The sequence below is a fragment of the Paenibacillus mendelii genome (assembly GCF_024498075.1).
GTDB classification, from domain to species: domain Bacteria; phylum Bacillota; class Bacilli; order Paenibacillales; family Paenibacillaceae; genus Paenibacillus_Z; species Paenibacillus_Z mendelii.
The window spans coordinates 454,393-477,470 of record NZ_JANHOF010000003.1 but is presented as its reverse complement, the minus strand read 5'-3'; the positions used below and the strand labels follow the sequence as shown (position 1 = coordinate 477,470).

At 53.5% G+C, this 23,078-nt stretch carries 20 protein-coding genes; 8 read left to right on the top strand and 12 right to left on the bottom strand.

Annotated elements, in window-relative coordinates:
* Positions 1-53: 53 nt before the first annotated feature.
* The 4 genes from NNL21_RS12860 to pxpB form a co-directional block, all read right to left on the bottom strand.
* On the bottom strand, positions 54-2,075 hold the full coding sequence (locus NNL21_RS12860) for a putative bifunctional diguanylate cyclase/phosphodiesterase (RefSeq protein WP_204819377.1): 2,022 nt from the start codon (positions 2,073-2,075) through the stop codon (positions 54-56).
* 180 nt (positions 2,076-2,255) lie between these two features.
* Complete coding sequence (locus NNL21_RS12855) at positions 2,256-3,041, bottom strand: LamB/YcsF family protein (RefSeq protein WP_204819376.1); 786 nt, start codon at positions 3,039-3,041, stop codon at positions 2,256-2,258.
* Between the two features lie 70 nt (positions 3,042-3,111).
* Positions 3,112-4,128, bottom strand: a complete 1,017-nt coding sequence (locus NNL21_RS12850; protein ID WP_204819375.1) for a 5-oxoprolinase subunit C family protein — start codon at positions 4,126-4,128, stop codon at positions 3,112-3,114.
* Complete coding sequence (gene pxpB, locus NNL21_RS12845; RefSeq protein WP_204819374.1) at positions 4,125-4,931, bottom strand: 5-oxoprolinase subunit PxpB; 807 nt, start codon at positions 4,929-4,931, stop codon at positions 4,125-4,127. Before pxpB ends, NNL21_RS12850 begins: the two co-directional genes overlap by 4 nt.
* A gap of 323 nt (positions 4,932-5,254) precedes the next feature.
* Between pxpB and NNL21_RS12840 the strand changes: the two genes are divergently transcribed.
* The 6 genes from NNL21_RS12840 (at position 5,255) to NNL21_RS12815 (ending at position 11,093) form a co-directional block, all read left to right on the top strand.
* The gene (locus tag NNL21_RS12840) at positions 5,255-6,139 is read left to right on the top strand and encodes an ATP-binding cassette domain-containing protein (RefSeq protein ID WP_204819373.1); all 885 of its coding nucleotides are present in this window, start codon (positions 5,255-5,257) and stop codon (positions 6,137-6,139) included.
* Positions 6,127-8,361, top strand: a complete 2,235-nt coding sequence (locus NNL21_RS12835) for an ABC-2 transporter permease family protein (protein ID WP_204819372.1) — start codon at positions 6,127-6,129, stop codon at positions 8,359-8,361. Before NNL21_RS12840 ends, NNL21_RS12835 begins: the two co-directional genes overlap by 13 nt.
* Positions 8,358-8,945, top strand: a complete 588-nt coding sequence (locus tag NNL21_RS12830) for an RNA polymerase sigma factor (RefSeq protein WP_256555195.1) — start codon at positions 8,358-8,360, stop codon at positions 8,943-8,945. The genes NNL21_RS12835 and NNL21_RS12830 overlap by 4 nt, the downstream gene beginning before the upstream one ends.
* Positions 8,942-9,760: a hypothetical protein gene (locus tag NNL21_RS12825; protein WP_204819370.1), complete on the top strand. Its 819-nt coding sequence runs from the start codon at positions 8,942-8,944 to the stop codon at positions 9,758-9,760. The genes NNL21_RS12830 and NNL21_RS12825 overlap by 4 nt, the downstream gene beginning before the upstream one ends.
* Before the next feature lie 43 nt (positions 9,761-9,803).
* Positions 9,804-10,679, top strand: coding sequence for an ATP-binding cassette domain-containing protein (locus NNL21_RS12820; protein WP_204819369.1), 876 nt, complete (start codon positions 9,804-9,806; stop codon positions 10,677-10,679).
* A 111-nt stretch (positions 10,680-10,790) separates the two neighbouring features.
* A complete protein-coding gene (locus NNL21_RS12815; protein WP_204819368.1) occupies positions 10,791-11,093 on the top strand; it encodes a hypothetical protein in 303 nt (100 codons plus the stop codon).
* Between the two features lie 197 nt (positions 11,094-11,290).
* Here NNL21_RS12815 and NNL21_RS12810 read toward each other — a convergent pair whose 3' ends face one another.
* On the bottom strand, positions 11,291-11,869 hold the full coding sequence (locus tag NNL21_RS12810) for a TetR/AcrR family transcriptional regulator (RefSeq protein WP_204819367.1): 579 nt from the start codon (positions 11,867-11,869) through the stop codon (positions 11,291-11,293).
* A gap of 288 nt (positions 11,870-12,157) precedes the next feature.
* Between NNL21_RS12810 and NNL21_RS12805 the strand changes: the two genes are divergently transcribed.
* Complete coding sequence (locus NNL21_RS12805) at positions 12,158-15,070, top strand: MMPL family transporter (protein ID WP_204819366.1); 2,913 nt, start codon at positions 12,158-12,160, stop codon at positions 15,068-15,070.
* A 108-nt stretch (positions 15,071-15,178) separates the two neighbouring features.
* Here the strand turns inward: NNL21_RS12805 and NNL21_RS12800 are convergent, their stop codons facing one another.
* The 5 genes from NNL21_RS12800 to NNL21_RS12780 form a co-directional block, all read right to left on the bottom strand.
* Positions 15,179-15,775, bottom strand: a complete 597-nt coding sequence (locus NNL21_RS12800; protein ID WP_204819365.1) for a hypothetical protein — start codon at positions 15,773-15,775, stop codon at positions 15,179-15,181.
* 110 nt (positions 15,776-15,885) lie between these two features.
* Entirely contained in the window at positions 15,886-16,395 is a 510-nt protein-coding gene (locus tag NNL21_RS12795) for a copper amine oxidase N-terminal domain-containing protein (protein WP_204819364.1), read from the bottom strand.
* Between the two features lie 312 nt (positions 16,396-16,707).
* Entirely contained in the window at positions 16,708-17,424 is a 717-nt protein-coding gene (locus tag NNL21_RS12790) for a FadR/GntR family transcriptional regulator (protein ID WP_204819363.1), read from the bottom strand.
* A gap of 189 nt (positions 17,425-17,613) precedes the next feature.
* Positions 17,614-18,576: an aldolase catalytic domain-containing protein gene (locus tag NNL21_RS12785; protein WP_204819362.1), complete on the bottom strand. Its 963-nt coding sequence runs from the start codon at positions 18,574-18,576 to the stop codon at positions 17,614-17,616.
* A gap of 241 nt (positions 18,577-18,817) precedes the next feature.
* Complete coding sequence (locus NNL21_RS12780; RefSeq protein WP_204819361.1) at positions 18,818-20,173, bottom strand: dicarboxylate/amino acid:cation symporter; 1,356 nt, start codon at positions 20,171-20,173, stop codon at positions 18,818-18,820.
* Positions 20,174-20,529: 356 nt separating this feature from the next.
* Here NNL21_RS12780 and NNL21_RS12775 point away from each other — a divergent pair, with 356 nt between their 5' ends.
* Entirely contained in the window at positions 20,530-21,093 is a 564-nt protein-coding gene (locus NNL21_RS12775) for a C40 family peptidase (protein ID WP_204819360.1), read from the top strand.
* Between the two features lie 73 nt (positions 21,094-21,166).
* Here NNL21_RS12775 and NNL21_RS12770 read toward each other — a convergent pair whose 3' ends face one another.
* Positions 21,167-21,562, bottom strand: coding sequence for an acyl-CoA thioesterase (locus tag NNL21_RS12770; RefSeq protein ID WP_204819359.1), 396 nt, complete (start codon positions 21,560-21,562; stop codon positions 21,167-21,169).
* Positions 21,563-21,607: 45 nt separating this feature from the next.
* A complete protein-coding gene (gene fumC, locus NNL21_RS12765) occupies positions 21,608-22,996 on the bottom strand; it encodes a class II fumarate hydratase (RefSeq protein ID WP_204819358.1) in 1,389 nt (462 codons plus the stop codon).
* Between the last annotated feature and the right edge of the window lie 82 nt (positions 22,997-23,078).

Here is a 23,078-nt window from a genome sequence, read left to right as displayed (position 1 = left end):
AAACGCGGACGGTCCTTCTTCATACTCTAATGGCTTATGTAACCGATGTTCATTCAAGCGGATTGGCAGCGATGCCGGTACCAATTCTCGAACATATTGCCCGGGATCGGCTTGGAGAAGTAGAAGCCCTGCGCTTCCTCGCAGTTCCCCTCGCGCAGAAGACGAATTTGCTCGTCGGTCTCGACACCTTCGGCGGTAACCTTCAGATTCAAATGGCGAGCCATGGACGTAATGGTCGTGACAATGGCTGCGTCGCTCCCATCCTTCGTAATATCGGTAACGAACGATCGATCGATCTTAAGCTTATCAACAGGGAACTTCTTCAAATTGCCCAGCGAGCTGTATCCGGTGCCGAAGTCATCAATGCTGATTTGCACGCCAATGGCTTTCAGTTCCGATAAGATTTCACTCGCAGCTTCGAAGTCGCTCGTCATGCTCTCCGTAATCTCCAGCTCTAAATATTCGGGCGTCATACCGGTCTGCTCCAGTATACTCTTAATGCGGTCTGCAAGCTTATGCTGACGAAATTGCCGCATCGATAAATTGACCGCCATGATCATAGGCGGCAATCCTGCATCCTGCCACGCTTTATTCTGTTTGCAAGCGGCGCGGAGCACCCACTCGCCCAGCGGCAGAATGAGCCCGTTATCTTCCGTTAACGGAATAAATTCACCCGGCGGCAGCAGGCCGCGCTGCGGATGCTGCCAGCGAACCAGCGCTTCTACGCCGACGATTTTCCCCGAGCTCAAATTAACCAGCGGCTGGTAAGCCAGCGTAAATTGCTCCTGCTCCAAGCCTTGACGCAAATCGCTTTCCAGGCGAAGCCGGTCATACGCTTCCTGATTCATCTCCGGCTTATAGCTCTGGTATTCGTTGCGGTTCCTCTTCGCATGATACATCGCTGTATCCGCGTTCTTCATGAGAACGTCCACGCTGTCCCCATCCTGCGGATAGAATGATATACCCAGACTGATCGTAACATGGTATTCCGCTTCTCCTAGCATGATCGGCTTGTCGATCATTCCCATGATCCGCTGAGCCAGCTTCTCGGCTGTATCATACAGATCAAGATCCGGCATAAGCACAGCAAATTCGTCGCCCCCCATCCGGAATACATGATCCGGCTTTGCCGCCGCCAGCTGCAGCCGATCCGCAATCTTCTGAAGCAGAGTGTCGCCAAGGGTATGCCCAAGCGCATCGTTAACCGTCTTGAACCGGTCAATATCAAGCAGCAGGATGGCAACCCTGCTGCTTAGCTTGGCTGAGCGCTCCAGCTCGGCAGCCAGGCTTGCTCTCCAATGACGACGGTTAGAAAGGCCCGTCAGCTCGTCGTGATCCGCCAGATCGTGAATACGAGCTTCCATACGCTGCTGCTTCTTGATCGGCTCATCGACCGTCAAGAAATAGACGGCTTTCATCAAATACAAGTAACCGACGAGCTTGTACACATGGCCGACCAGCATATCCGTGTCATGAAAACCGAAGCTGAGCATGAATTGAATGTTAGCCAATACGAAGAATAGAATTGCCTGTACGATCATGAGCAGTGCCTGCGGGCGATGGCTGCGGTGGCGGTGAACGATCACCCCGATTGTAACCAAATACGTGAGCAGCACCGACGTCTCTGCCGCTCCGCGGAAAATCTGCTGTACTCCCCCGCCTAAAGCAGGAATCGAGACATTCCACTGCGCCATTAACATGTATGCAGCAGCCAGCAGACTGCCTGCGCCGATTACTACAATACCGGCGGGTATGCGTTTGCTTGCCTGAATGGGCCGATCATGCGTGCTGAATATCATGAACAAACCGAACGCCGCAATCACCTGTCCGGTAAGACCGTAAAGCACCGTAAGCGATGTGTCCCCGACCAAACGGAAGAATGGCATTCCATCGGACGTTAGCGCATGGAGCGTATCGAACAGACCGACGACGATGAATAGAACCGCCGTATATAACCGCTGGGCCGTCAGCGAATCCGTGAAGAATAGCCAGGCTATTGCGAGCATTGAAAAGCAAATCGCACCGTTTATGATTTCGATGCCGGAGTGGAGCAGCAGGAAAATGCGATCATCCAAGATCTCGGAACTCCCATTTGCGAGCACACGCACGACGATAAAACTAATAAAAGCAATGATGGCTGTCCTTAATGTCCTTTTGTCCGCCCGGTTAATTGACATGGTGTCCCCCTTCAGAAGGATAGCCAAACAAGGTCTTATGCTGACTAATGCTTGCTTCGCGAAGCAATATGCGGTGATTCATTCTGGCCGCTCCAGCCTGATGCCTGCCCCGGTCAAGCCATCGTGGATGGCTGCCGCAAACGACGCCGCATGAGGCCCGTCCCCATGCAGGCAAATCGTATCGGCTTGAACGGCTGTCACATCGCCGCTCGGTGTTAAGACCACGCCTTGGATTACCATGCGAAGCGCCTGATCCAATGCGGCATTACGTGATTGTATCATTGCACCCGGTAGTATGCGCGGCGTCAGAGTTCCATCCGCCATATAGGTACGGTCCGCAAACACTTCGGAAACCGCCCGCAGCCCATGAAGCTCTGCCGCCCTGAGCAGCAGGCTGCCATGCTGGCCATAGATGCGAAGCTTAGGATCGTATGCCTTCGCGGCGCGAATGATGGCATCTGCGATAGCTTCGCTGCGGCCCGCCATATGGTACAAGGCGCCATGGGGTTTAAGATGGCGAAGCTCGGTCCCGGCCGCGCGGACGAAAGCGCCGAGTGCCCCGATCTGATAGAGCGTGTCATCATACACATCATCAGGTTCGACGGCCATCTCCCGGCGGCCGAAGCCAAGGCGGTCAGGCAAGCCGGGATGAGCGCCAATCGCCACTCCCGCTTCGGCCGCGCTGGCTACCGCCTGACGTATCGCTTTGGGGTCGCCTGCATGAAAGCCGCAGGCGATATTGACGGACGTCACATACTGCAACAGCTTCTCGTCCTGCCCGAATGTATAAATTCCGTAGCCTTCTCCGAAATCACAATTCAAATCAACCTTACTCTGGAATGAAGCCTCCGCATTCGATATCATGATTGACAGCTTATTCCCCCTTCGCCTATGGAACTTGCTGCTTGAGCTGTGATATGTATCGTTACCGACTCTACCGGTTCTGAGTAAGCCGCAGTTGGATCCCAGCGGCAAGCTCCGTCATGGAGCGTTCCAGTGCGATGTAAATCCGCTGCGCCTCTGAGAGTGAGACTTCGCGGAATCGGATGATATCGCCAGGCTTCGCTTGTGCAAGCAGCGCCAGGTCTGCCGTAATCACTTGGGCGGCCTTCGGATAGCCGCCGGTCGTCTGGCAATCCGCGGCCAACACGATCGGCGCGCCGCCATGCGGCACTTGAACGGTGCCCGGGACGACGCCATGCGATAGCATCTCCGCAACGTCCTCGAACTCCACCGGGGGTCCGGTTAGGCGGACCCCCATCCGGTCCGATGCGGGAGCGACGGTGAACCGCTCCCGGAAGAGCGCCGATCGGGCCGCTTCGCGCAGCCGCCCGAACTCGGCGCCCGGCATCGCGCGCAGTTCGATGCCGTCCGCTGCGCCGCCGCCATAGGCGACCGGCGGCGCGAACCAGCCCGGAGCCGCCCAGCCATTGCGGCGGCTCCACGAGGGCGTTGCGGCGCGCCAAGCCGGCGCCGCATCCCTGCTGCCGCATGGCAGCACATCCGCCGCGCGAAGCGCGCGGCCCGCGATACCGCCGATGCCGGCACGCGTATCCGTGCTGCGGCTGCCCAGCACGGGCGCGGTCAGGATCCCGCCGCCGGCAACCGCCACATACGCGCGGCAGCCATCCACCGCCGCGCCGAATGAGAGGCGTGCGCCCGCGGCCACCCAGAAGGGCCGCCACATCGGCAGCTCATCTCCATTCACTTGTGGCGTCATATAGGCGCCGCATACAGCAAGCAGCATATCCGTCTCGGCCACGAGAACCGGGCCGACCAGCGTCAGCTCCAGTCCTGCGGCCCCTTCATCATTGCCTACCAGCAGGTTCGCCACACGCAAGGCATAACGGTCCATGGCACCGCCTTCGGCGAGCGCATCCTTGCGCCATCCGGCTCGCCCCAGATCTTGGACGGTCGTATGAAGCCCGGGCTTCTCTACGCGCAGACTCATGACATATCTTCCTCCGCTTCCAGATCCCTTCGGTCAATCCGCACGAAGCGCAGCTTATCTCCTGCCCGGAGCAGCGAGGGCTCATTGCGTGCCGGATCAAATAGCCGCACCTGCGTCCGCCCGATCAGCCTCCAGCCGCCCGGAGTTTCCAGCGGGTAGACACCGGTCTGGCCCCCCCCGATTCCGACCGAGCCGGCGGGTACACGGTGGCGCGGCGAAATCAGGCGCGGTTGGAAGAGCTCCCGGGGCAGCCCCGTCAAGTAGGGGAACCCGGGCATGAACCCGATCATCGCCACTTCATATTCAACCGATGTATGCAGCTCGATGAAAGCCTCTTCGCTTAAGCCGCTCCGCTTAGCGGCTTGTTGCAGGTCAGGTCCGTCAATGCCGCCATAATGAACAGGGACCTCCACCGTTCGCGGCTTCAGGGTTCGATTGCCCGCCGCGGCCGCCAGCAATCTACGGATTTCCAATTCTGCTGCGACATATGGAGATCCCCACCCATCTCCTATTCCTGCTTCTGCACCAGACCTTCTCATCGTTCGACGGTCTTCCGCGATCGCTTCGCCAGCGTTCGACACCATCAAGCCGTCAGAAACCCGCTGTAAGATCGCAAGGGGATCATACACGACGGTTAACGTATCCATGGCAGGAATAATATCTATCAGCCAAGACGCCTCGGCTGCCCTCAGCAGCTCGGCCATATCGGCCATCGCTTTCGTGTCCGAATGATCGGAGACTTCCACACGCTTCACGACGAGTGCCCGGTCGCCTAACGGCTCAATGGCAATTTGCGGCGGCATGCCGTCACTCCCATCTGCCCTGACCGGCCTTTGCTGCTTGCTTATCCGTAGCAAGAGAGCCTTGCGCTGCGTGCTTAGATGGCACCGGGCTTCCTCGCCCTCTCTTCCAAGACATGCATCGCTATATGCCGGTTCAGGTGGTAAAATAGTTCGTGTCGCTGCATTCCGCTTCATCTTATAAGCGAATCGGAACACGTTAACTGGCAACCCTAATTACTACCTAGTTTGTACCATTTGCACGGTTTTTGTCCAGCACCTTTGTCCTGCTTCACAAAAACTTTTTTCTGCAGCCTTTCGTCTAGACCACAGGAGGAAAAAATCCGATGCTAGCAGCCTATAATATAGGAAAAAAATACAAACAAATCTGGGCGCTCGAGCCCTTATCCTTCCGGCTTGAAAGAGGCATCTACGGACTGCTCGGGCCCAATGGCGCCGGGAAGTCGACGCTGATGCGCCTGCTTGCCGGTCTAATGACGCCATCCACGGGCGAGGCTACCATTCAAGGGGTCTCGGTTCGCAACGGCGTCCATGCACGGAGCCGCATCGGCTACGTCCCGCAGACGTTTCAGCTGTATCCGAATTTAACCGCCCGCGAGCTTCTCCGCCATACGGCCCGCTTGAAAGGCGGCGCCTCGCATGCCGAGCAGGAGAAGGAGGTCGAGCGTTTGCTCTGCTCAGTGAATCTTGAAGCCAAGGCAGACCGCCCGACACGCACGTATTCCAGCGGCATGGTGAAGCGTCTCGGCATTGCCCAAGCACTGGTCGGCAGTCCCGACGTCATTATCGTGGATGAACCGACCACCGGCCTCGATCCCGAGGAGCGCCTCCGTCTACGCAATCTCTTGGCGGAAGTGGCCATGCGCAGCGTTATATTGTTGTCTACCCATATCCTGAGCGATGTGGAGACCAGCTGCAAGGAGGCCATCGTATTAACCAATGGTAAGCTTCGCTACAATGGACCGCTGAACGGGCTTTCCCGATATGCGCAAGGACGGTTGTGGCAGTGGGAAGCATCCGAGCTGGAATGGCGCTCAATGGCACAAGAGCGGCTGCTGGCCGCACGCCGCACGGCAGATGGCGTGCTCTGCAGAACGATCGCCGATGCGCCGCCCACGCCTTATGCGCAGCTTGCCGAGCCCTCGATGGAGGAAGGCTATTTGGCTCTCATTACCGATCGAGAGGCCAGGTTACACGAATGCGCGCGTTAGCTCTGCAGATCGTGATGGAGCTTCGTCTGTTGTTTAGATTGCGATGGCCGCTGCTGCTGCCGCCGGTCGCCGGCGCTTGGATGATTGTACAGACGTACTCTAACGGTCTGCCCGCTTCGATGGATGTCAACCTGTATGCTGCGGATGCCCATAACATGTTGATGATTTTCACCCCGATCATCCCGATCCTGTTCGGCGTTCTTCTCATGCGCCGCGATACGTTGAATGCCTCCTACGAATGGAGTCTTGCGCTTCCTGTATCGAATCGGGTCTTCATCACAAGTAAATGGATAGCCGGCTTTCTATATAGCAGCATGTTCACCCTGTGCATTCAAGCCGCCTATTTATTCTCGGCATGGAAGCATGAGCTAGCGTGGCAATCCGCAATGAGCCAGCTTATGTTCTATACGACGATATACGAAACGACCTTTGCCTTAAGCGTGGCGCTTGGAATGGTTCTCGGCGCATTGATGCCGATGCGTTTCTCGCTGGCAATCGCATTCTGCGGGTGGGTGTTCGGTACGATCTTCGTCCCAATGTTTCTCGTCGATACGTATTACTGGTATCCCGCCAATGTCTTTAGTCTCAGTCCGCTGATGAATATGAGCAACAATACGGTTAATGAGACATGGACCTTTCAACTGAAGGCGCAGGAGTATGGGCTTCAGATTGTCATTAATGCGGCATTCACCCTTTTTATGCTCGCAGCTTCCGGGGCCTTGCTCGCCCGCTCCAGACCTGTCATGCGCCCGAAGATACCTAATCTGATCATGTGGACCGCCCTGCTTACAGCCTTGGCATCTCTTGTTCCCTACGCCGGATTTTGGGGAGACCGTTACGATCGGATCAACGCGGTCAAGGCCGCTGCACCACCTTCCGAGCAGGCACAGCCCCAGGAACCGTTTATGTTCCGGATCGATCGCCTGGCCCTTGAAGTAAGCCGCAGCCAAGACGATATTCTCGATATGAAAGCCACCATCAACCTGCCCGTTCAAGACGGTGCGCTCATTCCGGCTGCTCCAGGCATAACGAAGGTGAAGGAGCACGAAGAAGGCCGGGTATCCTTTCTGTTGTACCCGCGATTGATCGTACAGTCCTTCACGGTCGACGGCAGATCGATTCCCTTTAAGCAGGAACGCGACCTTCTATCATTCGATCGCTCCCTTCTTGGACCCGGTGATGGGGTCCATACTCTGGTCATCACCTATTCCGGAAGCTTGAATGAATGGGAGAGTGAATACTCAACCCAGTATTACCGGGCATTCGTTGATGGAGCCCAAGTCTACCTGCCCAGCCATATCGGTTGGTTTCCGATCCCGGGAGGCGATAGCTTGCTCTATTCCAACTACCGTTTCGCGTTGAACCGGACCGACACGCTTAAGTACATGCAGGCCGATATCGATGTGAGACTGACCGGGTTCCCAGGCGATCTTTATGCATCAATATCGCCTGCGCCGGATGACCGGCCGAACTCGAGACATTGGTCACAGAGTTCCGCGAGCGGTGTGACGATCTTCGGGGGCCGCTTCGAAAACGTAAGTATAAGCGGAGAACCCATCTCTATTGTAACAACACCCGGCAACGTGAAGGAAAGTAAGCTGTTTTTGGAAAGACTACACGAGCAGCGCCTATTCTATGAGCGTTGGCTCGGCAAGCCGCTGAGCCGCTTGAAGCAAATCGTTTATTTTCCTATGGATGATACGATTAGACCGAGCTATGGCACTAACATTCTCATTGAAGATAACATGATGTTTATTAGCGAGATGCAGCATAATAATCTAGATGACTATAGACTTCAACAGGTAATGAACTACATGTTGTTCGGCGATACCGTCAATACAACGATGCCTGTCGACGAATGGGACGATCAGAATAAGAAGATGGCGGAAACCTACTCCATTGTGCAAGAGATCAGGCGCGCCATTGCTCCTTATGTTTGGCTGAAAGAAACGAATCCGGATGCCGTGAATCAGGATCCGCACAGCATGTCCCCGCTTAGCAAGCCGTTGATGGATATGATCGATCATGCCTATACGGAAGGAAAGCAGGAGCTCGTAAGACGAGTGCTGCTACATTTTTTAAATGAAGGTCTATATATCAATGATCTGTACTCAGCCCGGTTCCAACCGATCCAATTCAATGACAACGTGACCCGGTTCACGTTCCCGCTCATTACATGGAATCAGTGGCTGAAGGTATGGAATGAAGAGAAGGGCAGGTGAGCATCGACATGACGGATGAGGAGCTTCTGGAAGGCATGGCCGCCGGCGATCAGGCGAGCTTCGAAGCACTCGTGCATCGGTACAATGCCCCGCTGTACGGTTTCTTGCAAAGACAATTGAAGGACTCCGGGCGGGCTGAGGATTTTGTGCAAGAAACGTTCCTGCGGCTGATCAGGCAGCTGAAGGAACGCAGACCGCCTGATAACGTCCAGGCATGGCTTTACCGTGTAGCGCTTAATCTGTGCCGGGATTACTGGAAGAGCGCACATAATCGCAATGTACAGACCTCGTTCGCCGAACCTCCGGAGCAGCGCGATATGACCCCCTCGGTCGTTGAGCTGGCCGAACGCCAGGAAACGCGCAAGGAAGTGCAGCAATCGCTTGATTCGCTGCCCGATGTGCAGAAGGAAATTATTACGCTTCGCTTCTATCAAGATTTGAAGCTGCAGGATATCGCAGATATTGTCAGTCTGCCGCTCGGTTCGGTTAAGACCCATTTATATAACGGATTGCGCAAGTTAAAATCTCGGCTGCACCCCGACAACATTGTCGTAGCAGATGCCAAAGGAGGTGGACGAAATTGAGTGTACCAAAAGATACTGAGCTTCAGATGCTGGAGGATGAGCTGCGTACGCCTCTGTCCCAGCTGCTTACGGGAACCGCCTCGTCATATGATACGGCCCGACTTATCCGTGCGCTGCAGCCCGCCTTCGATGAACTGCAGCAGGCGAGCGAAGAAGATCGTTTTGTGAACCGGAATACAGTCAAAGTAAAACGGCCTTCGATCTTCCGTTTAATTCGTTCTCAGTTGTCGTCTTATTCACGGATGTACTGGTTAGCCAGCCTTCTCATATTCGGGATGCTGCTGCTCGTTCTGCCGACAAGCCAAGGGGTCTCCGCCTTCAGCGTGGGCACGATGTTTTCCATTGTGCTGCCGGCGCTTCTCCTTGCCTCGCTGGCTTACAGCTTCCGGTCTTGGAACAAGGAGATGCGCATGATCGAGACGATCACGCCTTACCCGCCGGCCCTCCTGCTCATCGTCCGCACCATGATTGTGATCAGTCTTAACCTTGTGTTCGGCATTGCCGGCTCCATCTATATGAATGTGAAGGTAACCGCGTTCCCAATGCTTCCGTTCGTGCTCCAGTGGCTCTCACTGCTGCTGCTCGTAAGCGGAATTACTGCGTATGTCCTCATGTGGAAAGGCTTCAAGCTTGCATTCACCTTCGCCGCTGTATTCTGGATCGGTTGGAACGGGTTGATGCAGCGTGTAATTCCGCTGTGGGAGATGTCGTACAGCAGACATCTGGCCGAGCTGCAGCTGTCAGCCGTCATTGCTGGCTTAGTGCTTCTTGCACTCGCCTACAAGCGCAGCTTTGGAACGCGTCTGCTGCCTTAGCCGCGGATCTGGCTGTCGGATATGAAGGAGAGGGTTGTTATACATGCTTGAGCTTCATAAGGTTCAATGGCGAAGAGGCGGTTCCGACTTCCGCCTCTTCGTCCCCCGGCTTGTTCTGAAGCCGGGGATTACACTGCTCGTTGGACGTAATGGGGCAGGGAAATCATCCTTGCTGCAGCTGCTGGCGACAGCTCAGTTCCCCACCGAGGGCGAGATCAGATATGACGGGTTAACCGTGGATCGCGATTTGCCTTCCATACGATCCCAGATCGGTTTCGTGCCGACTGGGATCGAGCTTTACGAGCAGATGAAAACGGTTAAGCTGCTTCATTACTTAGCCGAGCTCAAGGGGGGGGCTGCCCAGGGCGAGCTTGAGCAGCTCATGGAGGCTTTCCATCTTACCGCTTACCGTACATCTAAGATCAAGACGCTTGCTCAGGGGGTCCGCCAACGAATCGCCCTCGCGCAAGCTTGGATCGCTTCTCCGGCTTATATCTTTTTGGACGAGCCGCTTAATGCGCTTGATTCCCTGGAACGGCTTCACTTCACCCGATTCGCGGCCTCGCATTCGCGCGGACGTACGATCATCATCTCGACGCATGAGCTCAACGAATGGGAAGCCTGGGCTGACCGCGTGCTCTGGGTCGATGAAGGAAAGCCGCAGTATCACGGCACCATTCGAGAGTGGAGCGAAGGCTTGTCTCTGTCAGTGTGGAGCGGCACAATCGATGCCGATACGTATCGGCTGCTTGATCCGGCACGCATTCTGACTGTCCGGCCTGAAGGCGATTCCTTCCAGGTACGCATCCTTGGCAGTGAAGTACCCCCATCCCCGCAGTTCGAGAAGCAGCCGGTCACAACGGAGGACGCTTACTACATTCGCTGCCGTTCTATCACCCAGCCCGGCAACGTTCGTTAACTTGTGTCTGATAGTTGCAATGATAACGACCCGCTATTACAATCGTAACAGAACTCATAACGGGGCTACTGAATCCCTGATTCATTGACATGTGAAGGAGGCCTTGCGGCTGTGGATACTTATTTATTGGCGGAGCTCACCATCCGCCAATCCGAAGAGACGACCAAGCTCGTTTTCGCTGGCGCTCAGCTCGTGATCGTTACCGACACCGGCTCTCGGTTATGGTATATCGATATCGATGGCATGACACAAACCTCATTGCTTCGAGCCTTTAACGAAAGCGAGAATATCCGCGTCGAGCTGAAGGCCATCACAGCGGGCGGGAGGACATTCGAAGGAACCGGGTATTTGCATCCGAATGTCCAGCACCACGCGGCGGCGATCCGCGGCGATGGAGAGCTTATGGGTTTTTAAAGTATGCATTAGGATTCAGCGCGGGGCGATCAAGAACAAGCGGCTCTCGCCACTCTATGGCGGCGAAGCCCGTTTACTTCCCCTAGACCTTACAGGAAATCGGTAGTTGTGAAATGGATCCATTCCTCCAGAAGTTCATGAAGAAAGCTCCAGCGGCTAATGCCGCTGGAGCTTTCTTTACTATATTCAGATGCGTCCTACGCTTGAATGCCTCTGAAAAAAAGGTCGAAGGTAATCGCCATTTGTTCATCAATCGGTTCTTGCTCATCATTCATCGACCATACAATAAGAGCGCCGAAGTATGTTTGGTAAGCGAGCCCGGCAATCATCTCCGGCGGCATATCCTTACGCAGCTCACCGCTTTCTTGTGCCTGCCGGATGATCGGGATCAGTGCTTCTATCAGTTCATGCATGGCGGCATTGTGGGCTTCGAGTGCCTTGCTGCTCCCAAGCGTAGCTTGAAACAGCGCTCTCCCCAGCTGCTTATTCAGTGGAAACCGCTGAACAAGCTGAAAGAGGATCATTCTCATACGAGGAATGATGGGACCCGGCTTGTCTTTGAGCTTCTTGGCTTCCCCCATGACGAACATGCTTAATAAATCGCAGATCAGCTCGTCCTTCGACGAGAAATAGTTGAAGAAGGTGCCTTTGGCAACACCAACCTGCTTCACAATCTGCTCGATCGAGGTAGCCTCGTATCCCTGCTCGGCAAACAGCGATAACGCTGCATCCTTGATCTGTATGCGTGTTTGCTGTTTCTTCTGCTCACGGTTCACCAAAGTCACCTCCCTCCCGGCGAACGGTTTTCACTTTCGTTACATTGTAGCACAAGACATGGATGGAGTAAATGATTATGACCGTTAGTCATTAAATGACACTAAGGAACCTCATTACATAGACATCTTCTTCATGGAACAATGATTCTACAATGATTAATTGTCTCAAAATAATTATGACCGACGGTATAAAATTATTGATTTTCTGTTTGTGATCGACTATAACTATTCATATGGATATCTTCACGGCAACATTTGCTGATGATTGAATTAAGGGAGGAACGTACTATGGAGCGGTTTGTGAGAGGACTCGCCCGAGCAAAATGGGTCGTATTAATCATCTGGTTGGCTGTTACAGCAGCCGCAATGTTCGGCCTGCCGGATTTGCAGGGCATTGTGCGACAAACAGAACAGAAATTTATACCTGCAGATTCAGAGTCCGTCGTTGCCAAGCAGCTGCTCGAACGAATTGACCCGGAGAGTACGCCTAAATCCAGTGCAATCATCGTCTATTCACGAGCAGAAGGGTTGACGGACAGCGACCGTTCATGGCTGAAAGACAAAGCATCCGAGTTGTCCGCAGAGAAAGGCGGCGAAGGCATTAAGTCTGTCACGTCCGCTTACGACAACCCCGACCTTGCCGTCAAGTTCAGGAGCAAGGATGGAACTACTGAGCTTGTTATGATCGGGTTTGAGCGGCCGGAGAATGACACGGTAACCCAGGAGGCCGTGGAGAAGCTGGGCGGGGCTCTGAGCGGGGCTCCCTCAGGCAGCGATGTTTATCTAACCGGAAGCGCTCCGATCAGCAAAGATTTTCAAAGCAGCTCCGAGGAAGGACTTCGCAAGACTGAGCTGCTCACGGTTGCACTTGTGCTTATTATTCTGCTTATCGTCTTCCGTTCGCCGATCGCTCCTTTCATACCGTTGGTAACGATTGGAATCTCCCTCGTCATTACGCGTGGTCTCGTCGCGTTGGCGACGGAATACGGCATGCCGGTATCTTCATTTACCGAATCCTTTCTTATCGCGGTTCTGTTCGGGGCTGGAACCGATTACTGCATCCTCCTCATCCAGCGTTACCGGGAGGAGCTCAGTCAAGGCGGCAGTAAAGAAGATGCGCTCGTTCGAACAATGCGCAATGTCGGGAAGACGGTCGTGTTCTCCGCCAGCACCGTGTTCGTAGCCTTCTTCCTAATCGGCTTCGCCCAGTTCGGCTTATACCAATCCGCGGTCGGCGTCTCGATTGGCGTAGCGGTTACGCTTGCTGCGGGACTCACGCTGACACCCGCCCTGCTCATGATCTTCGGCAAGGCTACCTTCTGGCCGACAAAGGTTCAAAGCGGTCAGGGCCACGGAGAATCCAAGCTATGGGCCGGAATGGCTTCATTGGCCGCGCGGCGGCCAGTAGCCGTATTGCTAGTGACTGTCATTCTGCTGGCACCAGTCACGCTGCTGTTCGAAGGGAAACGCTCCTTCGATGATCTCGCAGAAATCGATCCCAGTCATGGCTCAGTTCAAGGCTTCCGTCAAGTAGAGCGTTCGTTTGGCTCCGGGGAAGTGTTTCCGCTATCGATCTCCCTTACTTCCGAATCGTCTATGCGGACGCCAGAGGCGCTCGCTGCACTGGAGATCGCTAGCGCGAATCTGGCCCGCCTAGAAGGCGTCCAGGAGGTGCGCAGCCCTGTCCGGCCTCTCGGGGAACAGTTAACCGACCTGACAGTGACCAGTCAGCTGACGAAAACCTCCAGCGTTCTGGAGCAGCTGAAAAGCGGCGTAGATCAAATCGGCGGCGGACTTACCGCTGCTAGCAACGAGATCGCCCTTGGCGAAGGAGATATCGGCAAGCTTACGAACGGTCTTCGTATGATGTCGACTCAGACCGTGAAGGCTCAAGAGGGCTTAAAGCAAATTCACAGCGGCCTGCAGCAAAGTTCCAAAGGGGCCGGGCAGCTTGCTGCCGGCTTATCGCAAAGCGCAGACGTCTCCGCGTCACTCGGCGCCGATTTGCATAAGCTGCTGGAGGCACATCCGGAGCTTAAGGATGATATCAATATGCAGATGCTGCTCGGCAAGCAGAAGGGCTTGGCCGATGGATTGGCAAAGCTGGAACAAGGCGCATCCGGACTCAAGCAGGGACTCGGCCAAATCACCCCAGCGATCTCACAGGCTGCTGCTGGTCTAGGCCAATTGGCAAGTGGACAGCAGCAGGCTGCGGATGGCGCCAATAAGCTGAGCAGCGGTTTAGTAGAGCTGACCGGCGGTCTCAAGGAAGGTGCGAAGGGCCTCGCAGATATCTCTGGCGGATTGTCGGCGGTGAATGAGGCTCAGCAAGGCATCGCAGGCAGCGGAGAAGGCCAGATTCCCGGCTGGTACTTGCCGAAGGAAGCGCTGGATGATCCAAAGCTGCAGCAGGCGATCGATTATTACATGTCCAAGGACGGTTTGACCGTGAAGCTGGAAGTCATTCTGGCTGAGAATCCATATTCTGCAGAAGCGCTCACTACAGTCGGCCAAATACGCGAGATGCTGAAGCAGAGCCTGGCTGGTTCATCGATCGGTAAGCCCGAGTTGAACTTCAGTGGGACGACCGCACAGATCGGTGAGCTCAAGGATATTTCACGCAATGACTTCACACGTACGGGCACGCTGGTTCTGGTCGGAATTTTCATCGTTCTCATGCTATTGCTGCGGTCGATACTGGCGCCGCTCTATGTCCTCTTATCGCTGGGCTTCAATTATCTCGTTACGATGGGGATCGTGGAATTTATATTCGTACATCTTCTCGGGAAGCCTGGACTATCCTGGAGCGCGTCGTTCTTCGTCTTCCTCATTATCGTAGCTCTCGGCGTTGACTACAGCATCTTTCTCATGGCGAGGTTCAAGGAGGAGTATCGTCCGGGAGGCATCGTATATGCGATGTCCAAGGCAATGACCACAACAGGCGGCGTCATTATATCCGCCGCGGTTATCATGGGCGGTACCTTTGCTGCTCTCATGATGTCCGGTGTAAATACGCTGCTGCAGATTGGTGCCGGCATCGTCATCGGACTGGTGCTGTACTCAACCGTATTTATGGGGCTCGTCGTGCCCGCGATGGCAAATTTGATCGGGGAGGCCAATTGGTGGCCGTTCAACAAGCGTCAGAGTGAGCCCGCGAAGCAAGATTATAATGCCAAAGAGGTACCGGCGATAGAATCTTAATCCTTATCAAGAAAGGCTGTTTCCGATAGACAGATGCCATCTGCCTACTCGAAAACAGCCTTTTTGCAGCTGATATTTGCTCAACTCGATGCAATTCCTTTGCTTATGTTAACGGGAAACCCGCTCGCTCTCTTCCGCTGCTCGTAACGTATAGGCTATAAGCTCCAATAACTCGATATGCTGCAGCTCCTCCAGCACCTGTCTTAACGCTTCGCAGCCGAGTCCTCTTCCCTGCAGCGCAATGCTGTCTGTGAAAGCTGCCGGATTCCAGCGCGGCTGCTTCGTCACTTCGTACAGCATATCCCGTATCTCCCCTTCAGGAAGCTGCTTGAAGTCAATCTCATGAAGCAGCCATTCGCTGGCACGCTTCTGCAGGCTGTCCATAACCGGATGAGCACCGGCTTGATAGAACCAATATTTAGCGTTCGAATAGTCGCGTTCCATTCGGTGCATCAGGCCATGCCAATATCCGCCCGTTGGATTGTCCTCAATTAATTGAGCATAAGAATGAGAGCGGTCCAGGCTATCGTTCCACAGATGAAGACCTGCCTTAAGTGCGATTCCCTCGGGAGCATCGGGATTGGCCAAGCTGATCGCAGCGATTTCCGCATCAAGAGCCTCGTCCCAAATCCGCTCAGGCGCCAGCTGCTGCAGCGGCCTCCGCGACTTCAACCGTTCGATAATTTGCATGATAGATTCATTCATCCAATATCCACTCCTTATTCGACTTCTATACTGCCAGTCTACTTAAACCTCATTTCTTTGTAAACATTGAAAAGACGCCTGTTCGTACAGGCGCCTTCTATTATTCGATATTATGAAGCGACAGCGGGTTCCATCGACTTCGTCATGTAAATGATGCCGTTGTCTTTGAATTGAACCGTCCAACCGAACATCTCTCCGACAGCACGTACGGGAACGAGCGTGCGGTCGTTCTGGCTGCTAATATAAATACCAAGCTCGATAGCTGCCCCATTCAGCATGATTTTACTGTTGCCCGGGCGAAAGGTAGCCAGCATATCGGTTGTTTTCAATGTTGCCGACATCTCCTTCTGATCCCAGTCCAGGACTCCGCCAATCCCTTGGGCAAAATAACGCAGTGGGATATAGGTCGTACCATTCATAATCACTGGAGCTACATCCATCGTGGTTTTACTTCCATCGACGTCCATTTCCATCCCGCCGACCTTCATCATAATCGTAACGGTTTCCACGACCGGCTTGACCTCAGCCGATGGATCCCCCTCTTCTGCTTGAACGATTGCCGGTACCAACAGTGACAATCCCAGAACCAAACCCAACATTTTTTTGCCCATACCCTTCATTTCCATCTCTCCCTTTTGTGTGGTATATGTTATGTAACCATATCTTAACAATATGGATTTAAACCGGGATTATCGGATTGAATCTAGAAATGGACGATTAAATAAAAATATTCTAATAACGCTAAAAATGCAGCTAAATCGCGATTCAGAGCGTTTTCACACGGGTAAAAGGTTGGTTCGGGGATGCAAAAAAACCGTCATACCTTAGCTCTGCCAAGGCATGGCGGTATCGGTGTAGATCATCATGTGATCAGACAACCTACAGCTATAAATAAGCCGCAGACAGTCATTTGCGCGTAGTGTTCCTGCCTTCTATGAATCGACCAGATAGGCGCGCAGCACCTGCTCGACATGCGTCAGATGGGCACGCATACTTGTCTCTGCGCTTACCGGATCACGGTTAGCTACCGCTTGATAAATCGCTTCATGCTCTTCCCACAGCCTGATCGACACCTGCTTGTTGCCATAGATTTGAATTCGCCGTGCCTCGCGTATCGCCGCCTCCATCTGAGAGGAGATCGTATCCAGAAGCCGGACCATAATGGAATTATGTGTTGCCTTCGCCAGCAAACGATGAAACTCGATGTCCGCCGCTTCGCCGTAGGCCTCGTCTCCCAATCGTTCCTGCATCGACTGGAGCAGCTCGCGGAAAGCGGCAAGATCCTCTTCTGTCCGGCGATTCGACGCGATTGCCGCATTGGATGCTTCCAGTGCAATGCGGGCCTCCATCAGTTCGAAGATCGCTTCGCGGCTCAGCAGGAGCGTATCGAAGCTTGGCATCCGGATATCGGATGATTCAACGGATCGCACAAAGCAGCCTTCCCCATGCCGAATTTCAATCAGTCCCATCGCCTTCAATGCGCTGAGCGCCTCGCGCATCGTAGAGCGCCCCACTTGAAATTGTTCCGATAGCTCCTTCGTCGATGGAAGCTTATCACCGCTCTTCCATCCGCCATCCACAATATGCTGCTTCATCTGATCCGCGATTTGTTCATAAATTTTGCGCGTCGAAATTTTCGAGAAAGCCACCCGGCTTCCCTCCCCGTTCCTCAAATAACGTATCCTTTAGCCGATTATTCATGACACCGGCTTATCATTCCTGCCTTTATTATATTCCATGGCCGTGTTTGAAAAAAGCTGCTCCGGCGGAGCAGCCTTCTTCGGCTCTGCTCGGTCGGAACAGCCATATGTTCAACCAAATGTGTATTGGTGCTATAATTACGTGCTGTGGAGCATCTCAGGGGTCGTTAATTTATCATAGAAGTCAACGGCCTTGTCCTTATCAGCGGAATTACGCAGCGCCATTGCCGAGCGTGGATGCTCATCAAGCATTCCTGTAATCATGTAAGGAATGATGTAGCCCCATTCTTCCTTCTCGCGAAGCGGAATCATATACTTCTCGATCATGTCGAGCACAGGGCGGACGTTGTACTTCGTGCTCTTCAGGTGTGCTGCAAGAAGCTCCGTGCAGCAATTGCCCGCTGCACGACCCATGCCATATACCGATGCGTCAAGCAGCTCGACGCCATTCTCGGCGGCAATGAGCGTGTTAGCAAAGGCCAGCTGCATATTGTTGTGCGTATGAACGCCTAAGCGCTTGTTCGGCAGATGCGTCTTGAACTTGTCCACCAGATAGATAAAGTCGTTCGGGTCCAGGCTGCCGTACGAGTCAACAATATAAACCACATCAACGACACTGTCATTGATAAGCTTGAATGCTTCAAGAAGCTGGTTATCCATAACGTTGGAGAGCGCCATGATGTTAATCGTTGTTTCGTAACCGCGGTCATGGAAAACTTGAACCAGCTCAAGTGCTTTCTCTACGTCCTGAATATAGCAAGCAACGCGGATCAGGTCGATCATACTTTGATCGCGCGGCAGAATGTCGTTCTCATCGACGCGTCCGATATCAACAAGCGCGGAAAGCTTCGTGTTCAGCTTCTGAGGAATGACAGTACGCAGGAAATCGTCATCCAGGAAACGCCATGGTCCCGCAGACTCGGCGCCTTTCAACAGCTTAGGTGAATTTTTATAACCGATTTCCATATAATCGACGCCAGCTTCGTTCAAGGTGTTATAGAGATGCTGAACGAACTCCACGCTAAAATCCCAGTTATTGACGAGCCCGCCGTCGCGAATCGTACAGTCGACAATCTTGCAATGTGTAGTTTTCGAATTCATGCGAATGATTGCTCCTTCTGAATAGCCATTTTTCTTTTTCTCATCATCATACTTGAAATACGCCCCGAACGCAAAGCTTTCTTGTCGGATAAACAGAGATCGACACGTTCGAATAGGTCGAAATATATAGGCCAAAATCAAACAAAAGACCACCAAATCGGCGGTCTCCTGATCGTCAGCGGCATCGCTTTGCAGATGTGACATTTAAGCAACAAATGAACACAGAAGGCATGACCGGCCATTAAGTCGCATTCAGCTCCAATTGGTCATCATCCTCGCGATTGAATGCTTCCCGGTCAAATTCGCCTTCAGACTGACCCACGAGCAGTGCGCAGACAGTCGTTCCCGTAGCGTTGACCGCCGTACGCCCCATATCGACGATCGCATCGATCGCAAGTACGAGCCCCAACCCTTCCAGCGGCAAGCCAAGCGCCGTCAGCACAACCGTCGTGGCAATTGAAGCCGGACCCGGAACGCCGGCTACACCGATCGAAGATATCATACTGACGACTACGATGAGAATATAATCAGATACATTGAGCGCGATGCCGAAAACCTGCGCGACGAAAATCGCGACCATCGCTGGCCAGACACCGCCGCAGCCGTTCATGTTCATCGTAGCCCCAAGAGGCGCAACGAAGCTTGCGATGCGCGGCGATACCTTCATTCTTTTCGTAATTACCTCGAGGTTAATAGGAAGCGTAGCGTAGCTGCTGCGCGTCGTGAATGCGACGGCGATCGTAGGATAAGCCTTGCGCAGGAAGCGCAGCGGATTGACCTTCGCGACGAACGTCACCAGCCCGAAGAACGTAATAATAAAATGGAGAGCCAGTGCGATGTAAGTGGCCACGATAAGGGCGACGAGCGGCTTAAGCGTCTCCCAGCCGTACCTTGCAGCCATCGAGCCAATCAAGGCATAGACCCCGTATGGCGTTAATCGAATGACGTATTTGGTCACCTGATGCATCACCTGCGAGAAGGAGTCAATGAACTTCTTCACCGGCTCGACAGCTTCAGGCTTCTTCCCTCCGATATGCACGATGGCAATGGCGAGGAAGATGGAGAATATGAGAACGGGCACGACTTTCCCGTTCGCCATCTCATTGACCGGATTAGCCGGCACTAAGTCGAGAATAACCTGCGAGAAGGTCGGTATTTCACGAGCCTCGAAATTTTCGGGAACAGCCTGTTCAATACCTAAGCCTGGATTGATTGCCAGCGCCACCAGCAGACCGATAAGAGCGGCAACCCCGGTCGTCGCAAGAAAGAGGGCGATCGTCTTGACTCCGATTTTACGAAGCTGGCCTAGGCTCGATATGGACGTAATACTCGAGATGACCAATACGGCTACCAGCGGAATGACAAGCATTTTAATCAAATTAACGTAAATGGAACCGATCGTACCGATGCTTGTCGCATCCGTCTTCGTCGAATTGAGAATAATCCCGACTACGAGTCCAATGCCGAGCGCGAGCAGGACTCTGTAACCAAAATTGACGCGTTTACGTGCCAGCCAGAATAAAAAACCGATAACGATCACGGATATAAGCAGGCTGATCCAATTTGTTTGAAACGCATGCACCAGATTATTCTCCAACGCGACCATCTCCTTTAATTCCAATCTATATACTTATAGTATTGATGCTAAGTTATATTCCCGTTAAGGCTTTTTATGTCAGTAGAATTATCTTACCCAAATCTGGAGCTTTCACTTCACAAAAAAACTTATTTTTATTATGAAGACGGAGTAACCATTTTCATTTATTATGTAACTAGGGATATATTTCCACGAAGCCGGTCATGAGGAAGTTGTCTTTCCAAAGAATAGACCGGTCCTAAGTCTAGTATGACATCCAACTCTGGTACGTGTCGGGCAAGCAATCTCTGACGTATGCTGAAAGTAGTCAATTATTGGACGGCTTTTATTTATTCAATGTACGGAGGAATCTTACAATGACCCATGAGAGAAGGATTTACGTTCTATTAACCGATACAGGGACGCTGTTTACGAAAATGATTCGTATGGTAACCCGTTTTCCACTCAATCACGCTTCTATCGCATTTGACCGCGATTTACGGGAGGTTTACAGCTTTGGACGCAAAAACCCCCACAATCCGCTGATTGGCGGGTTCGTGAAGGAAAATGTATACGATGAATGGTTCGATAATGTCGATTGCGCCGTCTTCAGCTGCACGGTCGACTCCAGCGTCTATTATCGGATGCAAGAGCAAATGGAATGGTATGAACGTAATCAAGCTCTGTACAAATACAACCTGCTAGGCTTGTTTGGTGTCGTCTTCAATAAAGAAATCGAACGGACGAACGCTTATTTCTGCTCTCAGTTCGTGGCCTCCGTATTTGAGCAGAATGGCCTCGCGCTGGCGGATAAGACGGCCGGACTCATTACACCCGGCGATATCGGGCAATCGAAATCACTTGAATTGGAATACATCGGAGAGCTCCGCCAATATACCAGCCGGATCATGAGTGAAACCGCATTCGTTAAAACAGCCTAATTATACAAGGCGAGCCAGCACGAGCCCCCTTACAGGAAGGCAGCTCGTGCTGGCTCGCGGATACATTTATGGATTATACGGGGAATAAGGCGCGCAAGGTGTCGGGCAGCGATATGCTCTGGCGGGACTCAGATCCCATCGTAACGCAGGTAACCAGCGCATCCGCACATTGTTCGCCTCGGTCGTTAACGATCTCCTGCTTTAACACATAGCTGCTCCGGCCTGCCCGTTCTGGCAGCGTCACAATCGTGAGACGGTCGCCTTGCCGGCATTCCTTCCGGTAATTGATATTAATGTTGACGGTCACGGTTTGTATCCCCATCCTCAGAAACACGTCGTAGTGAAGCCCGGCTTCCTCATACCACGCTTCCCGCCCCCACTCCAAGTATTCTAAATATTTCGCATTGTTGACGTGGCCGTTCACATCGATTTCCGTGGAACGAACCACGATATCGATTGCCGCTTCCATCTCGGGTTCCCCATTTCCTTCCGTTCTCGAATCACAACCGCCTCTTCAAGCTTTGGGGTGAATCATATCCTCTGCGCGTACGACCTCGTCGAACTTCTCCGATGTGATCAGCCCGCTCTGCACGGCAGCTTCCCTCAATGTAATCCCCAGCTTATGCGCCGTCTTGGCAATCGTGGCCGCATTCTCGTAGCCGATGTGCGGATTAAGGGCGGTCACAAGCATTAATGAATCTTTCAGATGACGCTGAATCACTTCCTGATTGGCTTCAATGCCTGACGCGCAATGCTCATCGAAGGAGCGCATGGCGTCCGACAACAGTCTGGCAGACTGCAGGAAGCTATGAATGATCACAGGCTTAAACACGTTCAGCTCAAAATTGCCTTGGCTGGCCGCAAATCCGATCGTTGCATCGTTGCCCATAACCTGACAGACGACCATAGTGAGCGCCTCGCACTGCGTCGGGTTCACTTTGCCCGGCATGATCGAGCTGCCAGGCTCATTCTCCGGAATCCGGATTTCACCAATCCCAGAGCGCGGTCCGCTGGCGAGCCAGCGCACATCATTGGCAATCTTCATCAAGTCCGCGGCAAGGGCCTTAAAGGCGCCATGTACGAAAACGAGCTCATCATGACTTGTCAGCGCATGAAACTTATTGGCGGCACTCTTGAAGGATAAACCCGTCAGCCTGCTGATCTCATCAGCGGCCCGTTCGCCAAATTCCGGGTGGGCGTTCAGTCCGGTGCCAACCGCCGTCCCCCCAATAGCCAGCTCCCGCAGCTCTTCACGGCTGTTTCCGATATTCCGCTCGGCCTTCTCCAGCATCCGGACCCATCCGCTAATCTCTTGTCCCAGCGTAAGCGGTGTTGCATCCTGAAGATGAGTGCGGCCGATCTTAACGATACTTGCAAAGGCTTCGCTCTTGCCTTGGAGCGTCTTCTTTAGCTGGGCGACAGCCGGCAGAACCAGCTCTTCCACACTGTTAAGCGCGGCGATATGCATAGCCGTCGGGAAGGTATCATTCGAGCTTTGCGAACGGTTCACATCGTCATTGGGATGAACCGTGCCTTCGTCCCCCGCTTCCTTCATGAGCTGTCCCGCACGCCGGGCGATTACCTCATTCACGTTCATGTTGGACTGGGTTCCGCTGCCCGTCTGCCAGACTGCCAGCGGAAACTCGTTATCCCAACGGCCTGCCAGAATCTCATCGGCCGCCTTTGCGATTGCGCCCGCCTTAGCAGCATCAAGCTTGCCAAGGCTTTCATTGACCAACGCGGCGCTTTTCTTCAGGTAGGCAAATCCTCGGATCAGCTCAACCGGCATTTTCTCCGTCCCAATTTTGAAATTTTGCAGGCTCCGCTGAGTCTGCGCCCCCCATAGACGGTCGCCTGGGACCTCTATTTCCCCCATGGAATCCTTCTCGATGCGAAAGTTCATATCCATAATCCTCCATTCCTATTGTCACTCTGGCATCCAACAGTTGGCAGCTTCACTCATTGTGCCCGGTTCATCCGTTTCC

Excerpts from the sequence above, each read along its gene's own strand:
- NNL21_RS12855 (WP_204819376.1), bottom strand. The coding sequence starts at position 3,041 with ATGATATCGAATGCGGAGGCTTCATTCCAGAGTAAGGTTGATTTGAAT.
- NNL21_RS12850 (WP_204819375.1), bottom strand. The coding sequence starts at position 4,128 with ATGAGTCTGCGCGTAGAGAAGCCCGGGCTTCATACGACCGTCCAAGAT.
- pxpB (WP_204819374.1), bottom strand. The coding sequence starts at position 4,931 with ATGCCGCCGCAAATTGCCATTGAGCCGTTAGGCGACCGGGCACTCGTC.
- NNL21_RS12840 (WP_204819373.1), top strand. The coding sequence starts at position 5,255 with ATGCTAGCAGCCTATAATATAGGAAAAAAATACAAACAAATCTGGGCG.
- NNL21_RS12835 (WP_204819372.1), top strand. The coding sequence starts at position 6,127 with ATGCGCGCGTTAGCTCTGCAGATCGTGATGGAGCTTCGTCTGTTGTTT.
- NNL21_RS12820 (WP_204819369.1), top strand. The coding sequence starts at position 9,804 with ATGCTTGAGCTTCATAAGGTTCAATGGCGAAGAGGCGGTTCCGACTTC.
- NNL21_RS12805 (WP_204819366.1), top strand. The coding sequence starts at position 12,158 with ATGGAGCGGTTTGTGAGAGGACTCGCCCGAGCAAAATGGGTCGTATTA.
- NNL21_RS12800 (WP_204819365.1), bottom strand. The coding sequence starts at position 15,775 with ATGAATGAATCTATCATGCAAATTATCGAACGGTTGAAGTCGCGGAGG.
- NNL21_RS12795 (WP_204819364.1), bottom strand. The coding sequence starts at position 16,395 with ATGAAGGGTATGGGCAAAAAAATGTTGGGTTTGGTTCTGGGATTGTCA.
- NNL21_RS12785 (WP_204819362.1), bottom strand. The coding sequence starts at position 18,576 with ATGAATTCGAAAACTACACATTGCAAGATTGTCGACTGTACGATTCGC.
- NNL21_RS12775 (WP_204819360.1), top strand. The coding sequence starts at position 20,530 with ATGACCCATGAGAGAAGGATTTACGTTCTATTAACCGATACAGGGACG.
- NNL21_RS12770 (WP_204819359.1), bottom strand. The coding sequence starts at position 21,562 with ATGGAAGCGGCAATCGATATCGTGGTTCGTTCCACGGAAATCGATGTG.
- fumC (WP_204819358.1), bottom strand. The coding sequence starts at position 22,996 with ATGAACTTTCGCATCGAGAAGGATTCCATGGGGGAAATAGAGGTCCCA.